Source organism: Microbulbifer magnicolonia (genome assembly GCF_035117725.1).
GTDB lineage: Bacteria > Pseudomonadota > Gammaproteobacteria > Pseudomonadales > Cellvibrionaceae > Microbulbifer > Microbulbifer magnicolonia.
The window spans coordinates 45,235-60,638 of record NZ_JAYEFD010000002.1 but is presented as its reverse complement, the minus strand read 5'-3'; the positions used below and the strand labels follow the sequence as shown (position 1 = coordinate 60,638).

General features: G+C 60.4%; 12 protein-coding genes. 7 read left to right on the top strand and 5 right to left on the bottom strand.

All coding sequences use genetic code 11. The features are described 5' to 3' along the window. The first annotated feature begins 86 nt into the window (after nt 1-86). The 4 genes from RRF64_RS09605 (at nt 87) to RRF64_RS09590 (ending at nt 5,584) form a co-directional block, all read left to right on the top strand. Nucleotides 87-1,334: a beta-barrel domain-containing protein gene (locus tag RRF64_RS09605; RefSeq protein ID WP_323845668.1), complete on the top strand. Its 1,248-nt coding sequence runs from the start codon at nt 87-89 to the stop codon at nt 1,332-1,334. Then, entirely contained in the window at nt 1,334-3,481 is a 2,148-nt protein-coding gene (locus RRF64_RS09600) for a peptidase domain-containing ABC transporter (RefSeq protein ID WP_323845667.1), read from the top strand. Before RRF64_RS09605 ends, RRF64_RS09600 begins: the two co-directional genes overlap by 1 nt. A 238-nt stretch (nt 3,482-3,719) precedes the next feature. Continuing rightward, on the top strand, nt 3,720-3,932 hold the full coding sequence (locus RRF64_RS09595) for a hypothetical protein (RefSeq protein ID WP_323845666.1): 213 nt from the start codon (nt 3,720-3,722) through the stop codon (nt 3,930-3,932). A 971-nt stretch (nt 3,933-4,903) separates the two neighbouring features. After that, entirely contained in the window at nt 4,904-5,584 is a 681-nt protein-coding gene (locus RRF64_RS09590) for a CPBP family intramembrane glutamic endopeptidase (RefSeq protein WP_323845665.1), read from the top strand. Nucleotides 5,585-5,689: 105 nt separating this feature from the next. Here the strand turns inward: RRF64_RS09590 and RRF64_RS09585 are convergent, their stop codons facing one another. The 5 genes from RRF64_RS09585 to RRF64_RS09565 form a co-directional block, all read right to left on the bottom strand. Then, a complete protein-coding gene (locus tag RRF64_RS09585) occupies nt 5,690-6,502 on the bottom strand; it encodes a symmetrical bis(5'-nucleosyl)-tetraphosphatase (protein ID WP_323845664.1) in 813 nt (270 codons plus the stop codon). 27 nt (nt 6,503-6,529) lie between these two features. Then, nucleotides 6,530-7,360 carry a 16S rRNA (adenine(1518)-N(6)/adenine(1519)-N(6))-dimethyltransferase RsmA gene (rsmA, locus tag RRF64_RS09580; RefSeq protein WP_323845663.1) on the bottom strand — a complete coding sequence of 277 codons (831 nt, stop codon included), beginning with the start codon at nt 7,358-7,360 and terminating at the stop codon, nt 6,530-6,532. A gap of 27 nt (nt 7,361-7,387) precedes the next feature. Beyond that, nucleotides 7,388-8,392 (bottom strand): 4-hydroxythreonine-4-phosphate dehydrogenase PdxA, encoded by a 1,005-nt coding sequence (gene pdxA / locus RRF64_RS09575; RefSeq protein ID WP_323845662.1) that lies wholly within the window; start codon nt 8,390-8,392, stop codon nt 7,388-7,390. A gap of 68 nt (nt 8,393-8,460) precedes the next feature. Then, a complete protein-coding gene (locus tag RRF64_RS09570) occupies nt 8,461-9,795 on the bottom strand; it encodes a peptidylprolyl isomerase (protein WP_323845661.1) in 1,335 nt (444 codons plus the stop codon). Between the two features lie 8 nt (nt 9,796-9,803). After that, on the bottom strand, nt 9,804-12,407 hold the full coding sequence (locus tag RRF64_RS09565; RefSeq protein WP_323845660.1) for an LPS-assembly protein LptD: 2,604 nt from the start codon (nt 12,405-12,407) through the stop codon (nt 9,804-9,806). Between the two features lie 225 nt (nt 12,408-12,632). Between RRF64_RS09565 and RRF64_RS09560 the strand changes: the two genes are divergently transcribed. The 3 genes from RRF64_RS09560 to rpe are packed head-to-tail and all read left to right on the top strand — an operon-like array spanning nt 12,633 to nt 15,189. Beyond that, nucleotides 12,633-13,742, top strand: a complete 1,110-nt coding sequence (locus RRF64_RS09560) for an aminoglycoside phosphotransferase family protein (RefSeq protein ID WP_323845659.1) — start codon at nt 12,633-12,635, stop codon at nt 13,740-13,742. 29 nt (nt 13,743-13,771) lie between these two features. Next, nucleotides 13,772-14,488, top strand: coding sequence for an N-acetylmuramate alpha-1-phosphate uridylyltransferase MurU (murU, locus tag RRF64_RS09555; protein WP_323845658.1), 717 nt, complete (start codon nt 13,772-13,774; stop codon nt 14,486-14,488). A 23-nt stretch (nt 14,489-14,511) separates the two neighbouring features. Further along, on the top strand, nt 14,512-15,189 hold the full coding sequence (rpe, locus tag RRF64_RS09550) for a ribulose-phosphate 3-epimerase (RefSeq protein WP_323845657.1): 678 nt from the start codon (nt 14,512-14,514) through the stop codon (nt 15,187-15,189). The last annotated feature ends 215 nt before the right edge of the window (nt 15,190-15,404 follow it).

Sequence of the window (15,404 nt, the reverse complement as noted above, 5' to 3'; positions counted from 1 at the left end):
GTAATTAAAAACACTTTGAATCCCCTGTCAGAGGTTTGCTAAAAAGCATGTCGCCAAATGATAAATACAAGAGTAAGGGATTAACGGTGACAGGATTATTCCGCCAGCAGGCCATGGCTCGGCAAGCAGACCGCCTGCACGGCGATATTCTGCTCCTGCCGCGCCTTTCCCACATGGTTATTCTGGCTCTGCTAGCGCTATGGGTACTTGTCGTCATCTTCTGGCTTGCGACCAGCAACTATGCGCGTAAGGAATCCGCGCAGGGCTGGTTGGAACCGACTTCAGGAGTGGTGCGGGTCTACGCCGAGCGCTCCGGTATTATCAAACAGGTTTTGGTGAGGGAAGGAGAAAAGGTAGTCAAGGAGCAGCCGCTGATAGTCGTCAATGGCGATCGTATTCTCGCTGACGGCAAACACCTCGAATCCGTGCTGCTGGCTGAGTATGAAAGCCAGCGCAAACTGCTCTCAGAGCAGTTGGAGCGAAGTGAAAGAGTCTATCGCCGGCAGCAGCAGGACATCGAGCAGCGTATCGCCGCCAGTGAGCAAGACATGGCACTGCTCGAAAAGCAGATAAGGATCCAGGCCCGCCGTTACGCCCTGATAGCAGAACAGGCGGAACGATATCGCCAGCTCAAGCGCGACGGTCATATCTCCTCGGCGGAACTCGACACGGTGATCGCCCAGGAGCTGGAACTGCACGCCGAGCGGCAGAGCCTGGCGCGCGGCCGAGTCAACCTGCACAATCAGATTCAGCAACTGGAAAACCAGCGCTCTCTGCTTCCCGAGGAGCACGCCAACAGCACCGATCAGCTGCGCGCGCGCCTCTCGGATCTCGCTCAACAGATCGCCCAGTTGCACGGCCAGCGGGCCTATATCGTAAAGGCTTCCAGAACGGGTGTGGTCAGTAATCTGCAGGCGAGGGAGGGCCAGCAGACGCAAACCAATATCCCGGTTCTGTCCCTCGTGCCCGAAGATAATGTGCTTACAGCCCAGCTGCTGGTGCCCGTGCGCTCTGCCGGGTTCCTGGATGCGGGCCAGCCGCTCAATATCCGCTACGACGCCTTTCCCTACCAGAAATTCGGCCTCTACCGCGGTGCCGTGACCGAGGTGTCCGATACCGTGCTCCTGCCGGACGAACTGCTTCACGCGCCCATCGCGGTGCGAGAGCCCGTCTTCAAGGTATCCGCCAAGTTGGCCCAGTCATCGATCAGTGCTTATGGAAAGGATTTCTCTCTCAAGCCGGGCATGACCTTATCCGCCGACGTGCGACTGGCCGAACGCAGCCTGCTGCAGTGGTTGCTGGAGCCCGTATACAGCCTGAAGGGGCGCCTGTAATGGAAACCGCGGCACAGGAACCAGTCGCGCAAGCGCGACCCGAACAGCTGCTGCACTTTACCACTGGTCGGCGGCTGCCGGTGATACTGCAGACAGAAGCCGCCGAGTGTGGCCTCGTCTGCCTGGCGATGGTCGCCGGCTACCACGGCTACGACACGGATCTCGCCGGCCTGCGGCGGCGATTCAGCATTTCCAGCCACGGTACCAATCTCAAGACCCTGATGGATATGGCCGGGCGCCTGCACCTGGCCGGCCGCGCCCTGCGGCTGGATCTGGAGCACTTGGGAGAGTTGCAGCTCCCCTGCGTGCTGCACTGGGATATGAACCATTTTGTGGTGCTCAAATCCGTACAGCGCGCAAAGATTAACCTTCACGATCCCGCGGTGGGAGAGCGGTTGTTGACTCGGGAGGAATTCGGCCAGCACTTTACCGGCGTGGCCCTGGAGCTCACTCCAACCGATGAATTCCAGGTCGGAGAAGACCGCCAAAGCCTTAAGCTCAGCCACTTCTGGTCTCGTATCACGGGGCTCAAACGTAGCCTGGTCCAGGTGATGTTGCTGTCACTCCTGCTGCAATTGTTCGCCGTTGTTGCGCCTTTCTATATGCAGACGGTAGTGGACGACGTCATCCTCCGCGGCGACGACAACCTGCTGCTGGTGCTGGCCATCGGCTTCGGCCTGCTGCTGTTGATACGCACTGGCACCAGTGCTCTGCGCGAGTGGGTCATATTGCATATCTCCAGTCGGCTCAATATGCAGATGGCAGCCAACCTATTCCGCCACCTGATCCGGCTGCCAATGAGTTATTTCTCCACCCGGCATATGGGGGACGTGGTTTCCCGCTTCGGATCGCTGAATAAAGTACGCGAACTGCTTACCACGGGCCTGGTAGCAGCGGTGGTAGACGGCATTATGGCGCTAATTACTCTCGCCGCCATGTTTTTCTATGACGTCGAGCTCACGCTTATCGTCCTGCTGGTGGTTGCCCTCTATGCCGCCTTGCGTCTGCTGCTCTATCGTCCCTTGCGGCTGCTGACCGAAGAAAAAATTGTTGCCCAGGCAAAGCACGATTCCCACTTTATGGAATCCGTGCGCGCCATCCAGACCGTCAAACTGTTCCAGCGGGAGAATGACCGTCAAGGCCAGTGGCACAACCGCCTGGCGGACGCTGTCAACAAGGATATACGTATCAGTCGATGGAATATTGGCTACGACACGATAAACCGCCTGTTGTTCGGCCTGGAAAATCTGCTGGTGATCTACTTCGCCGCCACCGCGGTGATGGGCAATATCCTCACCGTGGGCATGCTCTACGCCTTCATGAGCTACAAGACCCGCTTCGTGGAATCCATGGACGCGCTGATCGCCAGGTGGATAGATCTCAAGATGCTGGGCCTGCATCTGGATCGTCTGTCCGATATCGTTTTTACCCGGCCGGAAGAAATCGATCTGGGCAACGCACTGCCATTCGACTCCAGCCAGGCCGTACAACCACTCAGCGGCAGAATCGAAGTACGTAACCTCGGCTTTCGCTACGGCGAGGCCGAAGCACCCGCCTTTCAAAACCTAAATTTCACCATAGAAGCGGGAGAAACCGTTGCCATCGTCGGCCCTAGCGGTTGCGGCAAGACCACCCTGCTCAAATGCCTGATGGGTCTGCTGGAGCCGGGTGAGGGGGAAATCCTGATCGACGGCCAGCCCCTGAAACAGCTGCCGCACTACCGCAGCCAGATAGCCGGCGTCATGCAGGAAGACCAGCTGCTGGCCGGAAGCATCGCCGACAATATCGCCTGCTTCGAGCCGCAGCTCGATCTGAGGCGAATAACGGACTGTGCGCAGATGGCCTGTATCCACGACGAGATCGTGAAGATGCCCATGCAATACAACACTCTGGTGGGCGATATGGGAACCGGTCTCAGCGGTGGCCAAAAGCAAAGAATCGTGCTTGCGCGCGCCCTCTACCGCGCGCCGCGCATACTGTTCATGGACGAAGCGACCAGTCACCTGGATGTGGCGAACGAGTCTTTGGTCAACGACCATATCAAGCGGCTCGCCATCACCAGGGTATTGGTGGCACATAGACCGGAGACGGTCGAATCTGCAGGGAGGCAGATTTACATCAATCTTAGAAACCAAATGGAGAGTTAAATGCGTGAGTTAAATGTTTGTGAGCTCGACCGAGTGAACGGTGGTGGAGCGTTTGAGTATGCATTCGACGGTGCGGCAGCCGGGCTGAGCATTGGCGGGGGTGCAGGCGCATGGGGGGCGACATTGGCTGCTGCGAATGGAGCGCGTTGGGGGGCTATCGGAGGCCTTGGAGGTATGGTCGCTGGTGGTGCTATTGGCCTAGCTGTTTACTATCTCCATTGAATAAGGAACTGAAATTATGCGTGAACTGACCTATATAGAGCTTTGTGAAGCTGGTGCTGGTGTCGATATGTTTGGGGTGTGGACATCAGCCGTTTCTCATGGTGGAGCAGGCATGGGGCTCGGTGCAGGTTTAGGGGCGTTTGCTGGTCCTGGCGGCGCTCTAGTTGGTGGACTGATTGGTTTTGGAGGTGGAACTATTATGGGAACAGTAAGAGCAATGATGCGTTAATTCCCAGATAATCAAAACCTAATTCTATGGGGTGCAAGTTGTCAAAAATAATATGCATCCCCTTTGGTCGGATGTGACCGGCAATTTTTTTTGCAGTCTGACTTGATGCATTAAGAGCGAATTAATTTTAGTCTATTGTTGATGGCCTGGATCACGATAAATTGTTGTTGATCTATTTGATGCCGTGAAGATCGGTTTAAATTTTTGAGCAGTTTGCAGACATATTGTTGGTGTTAATTATATGAATGATAAATGGATGCTTTGGGGATTAATTCTATTTTTCATAATGGCTGCGATAATCATATCTTTTGATGTTAATTTGATGGTTAAAGGGCTTTTTCTTTTGGCGTTTGCTTTTTTTTGTACCTATGTTCTAGCTAGAAGGTCATAGGTTTAAAGTAGAGAGCTGAAGGTATTTGTTAATACGATTAATTTGGATTGGAAATTGATTTTGCTGTCTTTTTGTTTCCTGAGTTAGCCATTAGCTAGAAGTCTGGATTGATGACGATCCATCAAAGAAATGAAGTTGCTTGGGGATGTAAGTTCGCGATTGAATGTATTATCAGCCTATCGAATCCCAAAGTAGCCTGTTTCCTCTGAATTCCCACACGGCCATGGCGGTGCGCACGGTCGAAGTGGTGTTGCTCTACTGTCAGTGGCTGGTGACGCTGTCCCTGCTGCTGGGGCCATCCAGGGAATCCAGAAAATTTGGCCGCGCCTATTCACCTTTGGGTCTAAGTGATACGGCAATACGGCAAGGAGTTCAACTTGGGCGATATCTGGTGGGCTAGCAAAGTGCATCAGTCGCTGGATCTTTAAATCAACGCAGCAATTAAAAGGAACAAACCATGGATTCTGCGCTTGAAAGCACTTCTACTTCGTCACGCAGTATCGAGAATGGGCTGGGGCCTGAGCCTGACTGGAGACCAGGGCCATTGCGCGCCGCGGGATGGCTTTTTGTTTTTGCCGTTTTGCATTTTCTGGCCATTTTTCTCTATATCGCCGGTTATGGCGGCTACTTGGGGGCGCAGATTGGGGCTAAGGGAGAGGTGCTCGACCCGGCGGCGATCCAGTCCGCAGTGCAGGCACATATGCAGACTCCGGCGGCCATGGCCGGCTTTTATCTACTCCAGTTCTCGCTGATTATGCCGGTACTCCTGCTTGTGGCCAAATTCAGGGGGCAGTCGCGCTGGGATACGCTGGCTGTGCGTCCCTTTGCACTCAAGTTCCTGTGGCGCTGGGTGGCACTGCTGCTGGTATTCCTGTTTGCACAGATATTTGTGGTGCGGCTGCTGGGGATAGGGCAGGGCGAGTTTATGGAGATGCTGGCCGGGATTCGCCATTTGCCGCTGGCGCTGGTGATAGTGATGGCGGCGCCGCTGCTGGAGGAGCTGGTATTTCGCGGCTACCTGTTCAGCGCCTGGCGGCGAACGCGCCTCGGCTTTAGCGGCACCCTGCTGCTGACTTCGGCCCTGTTCACGCTGTTGCACTGGGGTCAGTACCACTGGGTGCAGTTGGGCTCTATTTTCGTACTGGCATTGATACTCGGATTGGCGCGGGAGAAAAGCGGCTCTGTACTGTTGCCGATGTTGCTGCACCTGCTCAACAATCTTGTCAGTACGATCGTAGTGATCTACCTTGGTATCTTGTGAAGTCCAAGAGGATGGCGGGTCTTTGGCCCGCCTGCGGAGCTGAATCCATCAGAGTTTCACGGTAAATGGCTCCGCGTTCCCCGCCTGACTTTCCAGCTGTCGACCCTACAAACTGCAATCCACACAGAAAAATTTTTCATCGCTCAGCCGCATCGCGCTCAGATAGCCGCCCCAGACACAGCCGGTATCCAGCGCGTAAACATTCCTCGTATCGGCTCTGCCTTCCAGTGCGGCCCAGTGACCGAAAATAATCTTATCGTTTTTGGTTTTGCGCTCCGGAAAACTGAACCAGGGCCTGAAGTCGCCGTGGGTCGCCTCGGGGCCGCGTTTGGTCACCAGGTCCAGGGTGCCGTCGGCCTTGCAGAAACGCATGCGCGTGAAATAGTTGGTAATGGAACGCAGGCGTTCAATCCCGAGTAAATGCTCGCTCCAGCAGTGGGGCTCGTTGCCGTACATGCCGTAAAAATAGGCCTTCGCCATGGCGTCGTCGGCCAGCGCCTGGTGCACTTCGCGCGAGAGCTCCAGCGACTTGGTGACGCTCCAGATCGGCGGTATGCCGGCGTGCACCAGGGTAAAGCCCTTCTTGTGCACTACCAGCGGCAGGCTCTGCAGCCAGCTCAGTAGTGTGTCCGCGTCCCTCGCGCGCAGCACCTTGGCCAGGTCGTGCTCCCTGTCTGTCAGGCGCTTGGCGCCGTGCGCGAGGGCGAGCAGGTGGAGATCGTGGTTGCCGAGTACGGCCGTCACCTGGTGGCGGTGTTCGTACAGGAAGCGCAGGGTGCCGAGGCTGTCGTGACCGCGGTGTACCATGTCACCGGCGATCCACAGTTTGTCGCGGTCTGCGCGAAAGTGTATTTTTTTCAGCAGCCGCTGCAGCGGTTCAAAACAGCCCTGAATGTCGCCGATGGCATAAGTGGCCAAGACTCTACCCCGAAATCGATGCTCTGGTTATTGGTCTTCGAGTGCCGCGCAATAGTTTGCCAGCTGGACAAATTCCTGCACGCTGAAGGTTTCCGGGCGGCGGCCGGCATCCACCGGCAACTGCTCGGTATCGAGGTCAGGATACAGGGGTTTCAGCGCGTTGCGCAGGGTCTTGCGGCGCTGCTGGAACGCGACATTGACGATGCGCTCCAGCAGCTGTTCGTCCCGGGCCGGGTAGGGCAGCTCGGCGTGGGGAACCAGGCGCACTATCGCCGACTCCACCTTGGGGGCGGGGCGGAAGGCCTGCGGCGGCACCGGGAAAAGCCCCTGCACGCGGCAGTGATACTGCACCATGACGCTGAGGCGGCCATAGGATTTTGTGCCGGGCGTGGCGCTGAGGCGATCCACGACTTCCTTCTGCAGCATGAAGTGCATGTCCTGCACCTTGCCTTTAAAACTCAGCAGGTGGAACAGCAGCGGTGTGGAAATGTTGTAGGGCAGGTTGCCGACTATCCGCAGCATCCGCTCGCCGGCCCCGGTATCTTTGGTCAGTGTGCAGAAGTCGAACTTGAGCGCATCCTGCTCGACAATGGTGAATTCCGGGTAATCGCGGAACTTGAACTGCAGCAGCGGTATCAGGTCGCGGTCCAGTTCCACCGCCGTGAGGGAGGGACAGCGCTGCAGCAGCAATCGGGTAATGGCGCCCTGGCCGGGGCCTATCTCCACCAGATTGTCGGTTTCTTTGGGGCCGATGGCGCGCACGATGCGCTCGATAATATTCTCATCGACCAGAAAATTCTGGCCGAAACGCTTGCGCGCCCTGTGGTGAAAAAAGGAGTTTTGGGAAGAATTGTCCATTGAATAGTCTGTGATTTAACCGCGGGCTCACAGGCCGCGCAGTTTGGCTAACTGGATCGCCTGTAATATCGCGGCCTGCAGGCTGCCGCAATCGGCGACACCGGTGCCGGCAATATTGAGGGCGGTGCCGTGGTCCACCGAGGTGCGAATAAACGGCAGTCCGAGGGTGATATTCACCGCGTGGCCGAAGCCCTTGAATTTTAACACCGGCAGGCCCTGGTCGTGGTACATGGCCAGTACCGCGTCCAGGCGCGCCAGCTGCGGTGGCGTAAACAGGGTGTCGGCGGGCAGCGGGCCGATCAGCTGTATCCCCAGGGCGCGCAGCTTGTCCAGCGCCGGTTCTATGATCTCGATCTCCTCGCGCCCGAGGTGGCCGCCCTCACCGGCGTGCGGATTGAGGCCGCAGACGCCGATACGCGGTGTGTCGATGCGAAACTGATCGCGCAGACTGCGGTGCAGTATGGTGATGATCTGCTCCAGCCGCGGGCCGGTGATGGCGGCGCTGACCTCCTTGAGAGGCAGGTGGGTGGTGACCAGTGCCACCCGCAGCTCTTCCGCCGCCAGCATCATCACGACGCGCTCGACGCCGGCCAATTCGGCAAAGAACTCGGTGTGGCCGCTGAAAGGAATACCGGCGTCGTTGATCACGCCCTTGTGCACGGGGCCGGTCACCAGCGCGTCGAAACGGCGCGCCAGGCAGCCCTCGGCGGCCATGCGCAGGGTGTCGAGCACATAGCCGGCGTTGGCGCTGTTCAATCTGCCCGCCGCGGACGGTGCGCCCAGTGCAGCCGGTTGGATATAGAGGCTGCCGGCGGGGGTGCCGGTTGCCGGTGCCGCGGGATCGAACGGCAGCAACGTCAGGGGCTGGCGCAACTGGGCAGCGGCCCGCTGCAGCAGTTGCGGGTCGGCGACGGCGACGATTTGCGCCGCACCGCAGGCGCTCTGGGTGGCGCCGCAGTTGGCGAGTTTGACCGCCAGCTCGGGCCCGATGCCGGCGGGTTCGCCGGGAGTGAAGGCGATTCTGGGTATCATGTTTCCGTCGCGCTCTTCCATAAAAAACCGGGCGCAGAGCGCCCGGTATTGCGACTGAGAGCAGGCTGTTACTGCTGTTCAGTGCTCTCGGGCTGTTCCTGCGTTTCCGGCAGTTTGATCTCTACATAGGCCTGGTCGCGAATTTCGCGGCGCCAGTTCTGCAGCTCTTCCTCGTAGCGGCGGTTGCGCAGCAGGTTGGCGGCCTGGTTGCGGATATACTGGTCGGTCATGTCCTGCTTGCGGCGTCCGTCGACTTTCAGGATATGCCAGCCGAACTGGCTGCGAAACGGCATGCTCACCTCACCGACCGGCGTATTGTCCATGGCCTGGGTGAACTCGGGTACGAACTGCCCGGGCATGGACCAGCCGAGATCGCCACCGGAGAGCATGGTGCCGATGTCCTCGGAGTTTTCCCGCGCCAACTCGCCGAAATCGGCGCCCTTCATGATCTGCTCGCGCAGGTCGATCAGCTTGTTGTAGGCGTCGTCGTCGCTGAGGATCGCCGACGGCTTGACCAGTATGTGGCGCACCTTTGTCTGTTCCACTACCTGTTCGGTGGCGCCGCGCTGAGCGTGGATCTTCAGCAGGTGGAAGCCGGCGTCACTGCGGAAGGGCTCGGTGACTTCGCCGACTTTCAGCTCTTCCAGGGCGTCGGCAAACAGGGTCGGCAGCTCCACCGTCTTGCGCCAGCCGAGATCGCCCCCGGACAGCGCATTCTGGCCGGCGGAATTGGCGATCGCCAGCTGGCGGAAATCGGCGCCACCGCGAATCTGCTGCGCCAGCTGTTGCGCCTTCTCCCGCGCCTTGGTCACTTCGTCGGCGGGGGCGCTGGAGCTGACCGGAATCAGGATATGGCCGAGCTCATACTGTGGCGACTTCCAGAATTCCCCCTCCTTGGAGCGCAGGAAGTTGTCGATATCCTGCTCGGTGATCTGGATGCGGCGGTTGACGCTGCCCTGTTCCACCCGGCGGATCAGCAGCTCCTGGCGGATCTGCTGGCGAAAGCTCTTCATCGTCAGGCCGTCCGCTTCCAGCCGCTGGCGGAATTCCTCCGGGCTGACGCCGGCGCCCTGCTGTACCCGCGCTATGGCCTGATCCAGCTCGGCTTCGGAAACGGTGACGCCGGCGCGCGAGGCCATCTGTAGCTGCAACCGTTCGATGATCAGCTGTTCCAGTACCTGGCGGCGCAGGATATCGACGGGCGGTGCCTGCACCTGCTGGGCGCGGATCTGGTTCACGATGGTATCCATACGCTGCTGCAGCTCGCTCGCCATTACCACATCGTCATCTACGACGGCGACGACCCGATCGAGCGTCTGTACCTGCGCCGAGGCGGTACCGGCAGCCAGGCTACAGAGGGCCAGCAGCGCCAGCAGGCCGCGCATTGAAGTGAACTTGGTCATTATTCTCATCACTGTTTCAGTACTTCTCTCTGATCAAAGTTGGCGATGCCCTGGCTGAGCATACGGGTGACGGTGGTGCCTAGGCCGGCGAGGCCTTTCAGTTGTAGCTCTAAATACACGCCTTCATCGAATTCAAGGTCTTCCGGAGCGACCAGCCCCGCAAGATCGTTATCCAGGGAGCGGCGCCACACCAGGCGCGCGCGGTAGCAGCAGCTGTCATATTCGACGCCGGCCAGATATTCCAGTTCCCGGTCGAATGTCAGGTCATAGTTGGCACCGGCCAGTACCGAGGTATGGGCGTTGACCGGCACCACGGCCGAGGCGTTGACCTGCTTGACCGAGGCGTCGGTCAGGTCGCCGTCCTCGTCGATAAAGAATCTGTCGCTGCGCTGGTAGTAATAGCCCAGATTGAAAATGCGGAAGTCGTCGTCCAGATAGCGTAGGTTGACGTTGCCGCGGTTGATATTGTGTTCGCTGTCGTCGTAGACGACCTCGCTGCTGATGCGCAGATACTGGATGGGGCGGCTCTCCAGTCGCGCGGCCAGCTCCGAGCGGGGCGCCACATCCTCAACTATGTCAAAGCGCTCGATGCGCGCATCTTCCGAATAGAAAATCTGCCCGACGCTGGCGGACAGCAGGTCGCGGCCGCTCACCGGGTCGACAAAGCGCGTGGTCAGGCCCAGCGCCACCCGGTCGGCGTCGTCGATGCGGTCGTTGCCGGTAAAGCGGCTGTCGCGGAACAGCTGGTCGTAGCTGAAGGTGAACAGCGAGGTATCGTACAGCAGGTTGTTGCTTGCCTGGTCAATATCGCTGGCGCCCTGAGTGACATCCAGGAAATCGGTCTGGTCTGCTTCGGAACTCGCCAGCGCGAACAGGCGCGGCTCCAGGGTCTGTATGTAGTCGCGGCCAAAGGCCTGGCTGTAGCGCTCGAAGAACAGTCCGGAGTCCAGCGTGAACTGGCCGGCCGATGCCTCCGGGGAATCGCTGCTCCCCGGCATCAGGAACCGGTCATCCACGCGGTAACCCAGGTAGCGCGCCGCGATGCCGGGTTTGATATAACCCCACAGCCACTGCTTGTCCCAGTAGAGTTCATAGTCGAGTCGCACCCGCTCGGCGGTGACGAAATTGCGGGTGATATCCCTGACGCTGTTCGGGTCATCCGTATCATCAATGCGCTGGATGGTCTGGGTGTCGTCGTGATCCCAGCTGGTGATCTCATTCTCCATCGACAGCAGCCAGTCGCCCCAGCGGTAGTTGCCGTCAACGTCCAGGCGCGGCAGCTGGGCGAAGGTGTCAAACCTGTCCAGCTGCAGCACCTGGTAGTCCTGGCCGCGCAGCGTGGCCTGCCAGTGCTCGCTGCTGAGACTGCCCTGAACCATCTGGTTGACCTGGGTTTCCGCGGACACGCTGAGGTTGGCGGTATCCAGGTCGCGGAAATAGTCCGGATCGCTGACCTTGGTGTAGTCGATGTCGGTGCGCCAGAAACTGCCACTGCCGCCCTGCTGCTCCAGGTTCACCAGCCAGCGGTCTTCGCCCTTGGCCGGCAGCACCAGCTCTTCGGGGAAGCCCCTGCGGATCAGTTCGCGGGCGTCCTCATCATCGCCGCCCTTGTCGTCCGGCAGACCCGCAAAGCGCAGCTCGGTATTGAACAGCTGGCTCAGGTGGCGCACCTCCACCTCCGCGCCGGTGCCGCGGTACTCGATATAGCGGGGGACTATGGTGGCATCCAGCTGCGGCGCGATATTCCAGTAGTAGGGGATGGCGATATCCCAGCCGTTCTCGTCATTGTTGCTGAGGCCGGGAAACAGCAGCCCGGACAGGCGCGCGTCGCCCACCGGAAAGCGCAGGTAGGGGAAGTAGAACACCGGTACGTCGACAATCTCGAGGCGCACGTTGCGGGCCACCCCCTGGCGCTCGACATTGTCGATGGTGATCTGGCCGCCGGTCACACGCCAGATTTCCTCGCCGGGCTCGCAGCGGGTGTAGTTGCCCTCGGTCAGGGTCAGTTCGCCGCTGGCCTCCCGGGCCGCGTAGCTGGCGCTGCCGTGAATAAAGGCATCGTGGACCACATAGGTGGCATCTTCGATGGCCGCGGCCTTGCTGTCGGTGTGGACCTCCGCGGCCGCGCCGCGCACCAGCAGGCTGGGTTCGCGTATCTCGATGGCGCCGCGCAGATAGGCGGTGTTCTCGTTGCGGTTCACGTCCACCTGGTCGGCAAACAGCTGGCGGTAGCCCTGAGTGATCTGGACATTGCCGCGCAGCTCCGCGGTGCCGTCGTCCAGCCAGCGCGACTCATCGGCCGTGGCGCGCAGTGGCGCCTCCTCCGGTACCAGGTTGGCGTCGGCATAGTCCCGCGGCGGCGCGACAAAGGCGCCGGAGCAGACCGCCGGCATGGCGGCGCGCTGCTCTGGAGTGAGCGCCGATTTCGGCAGCCAGTCCAGGTAGAGGTAGGGGGTTTCCTCGAAACCAGTCAACAACTCATCAGTAGTCGGCTCGGCCGCCGCGCTGGCCCACAGGGGTTGCGCCGCCATCAGGCCGATGGCGAGTGAGCGCGGGCGTGAAATCTGTGCAATCGCCAGTGTGAGACGACGCCACCGGGAAGCTTCCAGCATCAGGTGATATGTTCCGGCTATCTTTTAGTGTTTCTTCCGTCGGGAGGAGCGCGCTGGGACGGTCCAGGGCGTGGCGCGCAAAAATCAGCGGACGATTCTACTTGAATGTAGATGTGGTTAATAGCAGCTTGCCGGTGCCGCGCCGGGGAGAATTGCACAGGCGCCGCTGGACGCAGCCGGCCCCACGGTTACAATGCGGCCAGATCCCTGGAGTAGAAACGGCGCATGAATGAGCGTTCGACTGGCGGACCAGATGATAGGTGCAATGAAGGGCGCGACGACAGGCGCGAGGCGCTGGGCCTGTGGGCCGGGCGGGCCCTGGGGCGCGATTGCGCCGTGGGGCTCGAAAATCTCGCCGGCGATGCAGGCTTCCGCCGCTACTTCCGCACCCTGACCGAACCGCGCCTGATCGCGGTGGACTCGCCGCCGGAGCGCACCAACCCGGCGAGATTCGTCGCCGTGGCCGACTATATGCGCCGCCACGGTATCCACACGCCGATGATCGCCGCGGCGGATGTGGAGCACGGCTTTATGCTGCTCGAGGACCTGGGCGACTGCCAGCTGTTGAGCCAGCTGGACGACGACAGTGTCGAGGGGCTCTACGCCGAGGTGCTGAGCGAACTACTGTGCCTGCAGCAGATACCACCGGCGGACAACCTGTTCCCGCCTTACAACCGCGAACTGCTACTGACGGAAATGCGCATTCTGCCCGAGTGGCTGGCTTCGCGGTTGCTCGGCTACCCGCTCAGCGAGGCGGACAACGGTTTGCTCGAGCGTATCTTCAACCTGCTGCTGGACAGCGCCGCGGAGCAGCCCCAGGTACTGGTACACCGCGATTACCACAGCCGCAACCTGATGATTCGGGACGGCGAGCGCCCGGGGGTGGTGGACTTTCAGGATGCGGTGTGGGGGCCGGTCACCTACGACCTGGCGTCACTGCTGCGCGACTGCTACATACGCTGGCCGCGGGAGCGGGTGGAGCGCTGGGCGCTGGCCTATGCCGCCACCGCCGAGGCCGCCGGGATACTGCCGCCGGTGGCACCGCAGACCTTTCTGCGCTGGTTCGACTGGATGGGCCTGCAGCGGCATATTAAAGTGCTGGGGCTCTTCCCGCGGCTCTATCTGCGCGATGGCAAACAGGGCTACCTGCCCGACCTGCCGCTGGTAATCCGCTATGCGCTGGAAGTCTCCGAGCGCTACCCTGAGCTGGAGCCCTTTGCCGACTGGTTCCGCGCCGGGCTGCTGCCGCGGATCGAAGGCCAGGACTGGTACCGCGACTACCGCTGTGCGGGCGAACATCGCCGGCAGCCAGAAGCTGGTAGCCAGAATCGGTAGCTAGAAAAAGTAACTGCACAGATTTATCGATGACCAACAGTACAAACAATCCGATCCCGACCGCGATGGTGCTGGCCGCCGGCTTTGGCAAGCGCATGCGCCCGCTGACCGACCGCACGCCCAAGCCGCTGTTGCCGGTGGCCGGCAAGCCCCTGATCGAGTACGCGCTGGAGCGCCTGGCTGCTATTGGTGTCAAGCGCGTGGTCATCAATCTCGGTCACCTCGGCCAGATGATTCGCGAGCGGCTCGGCAACGGCGAGCGCTGGGGTCTGGAAATCTGCTATTCGGTCGAGCGGGAAGAGGAGCCGCTGGAAACGGCCGGCGGTATCATCAAGGCGCTGCCGCTGTTGGGTGAGGAACCTTTCCTGGTGGTCAATGGCGACGTCTGGTGCGATTTCGACCTGGCGCGCTGGCTCGCGCGGCCGCTGCCCGCCGACTGCCCCGGGCGCCTGCTGATGGTGCCCAATCCGCCGCACAACCCCGAGGGTGACTTCGGTATCGACGGCGGCCTGCTGTCCGGCACCGTCAAGCCCCGCTATACCTTTGCCGGCATCAGCTGGCTGCGGCCGCAGGTCCTGACCGAATACCCGAAAGTGCGCACCTGTTTCGGCCTCGGTGAAGTATTCACCTATAACGAGGACAGGCTGCAGGCCGAGCTCTACGAGGGTGACTGGTGCGATGTGGGGACGCCCGAGCGCCTGCAGCGACTGGATCAGCGTCTCGTCAAAGGCGGTGGCACAGGCTGAGTGAACAACTGAAGGAAATCTCTATGCCAGATTACACCACATCGGATTACATTATTGCCCCGTCGATCCTCTCCGCCAATTTCGCCCGTCTCGGCGAGGAGGTGGATGCGGTGCTGGCCGCCGGCGCCGACTGGGTGCACTTCGACGTGATGGACAATCACTATGTGCCGAACCTGACCATCGGCCCGATGGTGTGCCAGGCGCTGCGCAAGCACGGCGTCGAGGCCCCCATCGACGTGCACCTGATGGTGGAGCCGGTGGACGATATGATCCGCATGTTCGCCGACGCCGGCGCCACCTACATCACCTTTCACCCGGAGGCCTCGCGCCACGTAGACCGATCCCTGCAGCTGATCCGCAGCCTCGGCTGCAAGGCGGGGCTGGTGTTCAATCCGGCCACCGGCCTGGATGCGGCCAGGTACGTGATGGACAAGCTGGATATGATCCTGCTGATGTCGGTGAACCCGGGTTTTGGCGGGCAGAAGTTCATTCCGGCCGCCCTGGACAAGCTGCGCGAGGCGCGGGCACTGATCGATGCCTCGGGCGAGAATATCCGCCTGGAGATCGACGGCGGCGTAACCCGCGACAATATCGCCGAGATTGCCGCCGCCGGTGCCGATACCTTCGTCGCCGGCTCGGCCATCTTCAATGTGGGCGACTACGCCGAAGCGATCGGTGCCATGCGCCGCAATCTCGGTTGACATGACGGGGCGGGCAAACTCTTGCCCGCCCGCAAAGGGATTTGTACACTTGAGCGCCTGCAACGAGGGAATGTCCGTGAACACCAACGCCTACATCAATTGGGCCCCCCGCAATTCCAGCTGGCGATGGCGCCACTGATCCGCTGAGGCCAATTTCCGGTACGCATACCGCCTGGCCGCCTTTCCCGTGGGCAACGCCCCCTTCTGTATCAGGG

Bases quoted from the DNA above. Each gene is read 5' to 3' on its own strand.
- RRF64_RS09600 (WP_323845667.1), top strand. From the start codon at position 1,334: ATGGAAACCGCGGCACAGGAACCAGTCGCGCAAGCGCGACCCGAACAG.
- RRF64_RS09595 (WP_323845666.1), top strand. From the start codon at position 3,720: ATGCGTGAACTGACCTATATAGAGCTTTGTGAAGCTGGTGCTGGTGTC.
- rsmA (WP_323845663.1), bottom strand. From the start codon at position 7,360: ATGGACAATTCTTCCCAAAACTCCTTTTTTCACCACAGGGCGCGCAAG.
- pdxA (WP_323845662.1), bottom strand. From the start codon at position 8,392: ATGATACCCAGAATCGCCTTCACTCCCGGCGAACCCGCCGGCATCGGG.
- RRF64_RS09570 (WP_323845661.1), bottom strand. From the start codon at position 9,795: ATGACCAAGTTCACTTCAATGCGCGGCCTGCTGGCGCTGCTGGCCCTC.
- RRF64_RS09565 (WP_323845660.1), bottom strand. From the start codon at position 12,407: ATGCTGGAAGCTTCCCGGTGGCGTCGTCTCACACTGGCGATTGCACAG.
- RRF64_RS09560 (WP_323845659.1), top strand. From the start codon at position 12,633: ATGAATGAGCGTTCGACTGGCGGACCAGATGATAGGTGCAATGAAGGG.
- murU (WP_323845658.1), top strand. From the start codon at position 13,772: ATGACCAACAGTACAAACAATCCGATCCCGACCGCGATGGTGCTGGCC.
- rpe (WP_323845657.1), top strand. From the start codon at position 14,512: ATGCCAGATTACACCACATCGGATTACATTATTGCCCCGTCGATCCTC.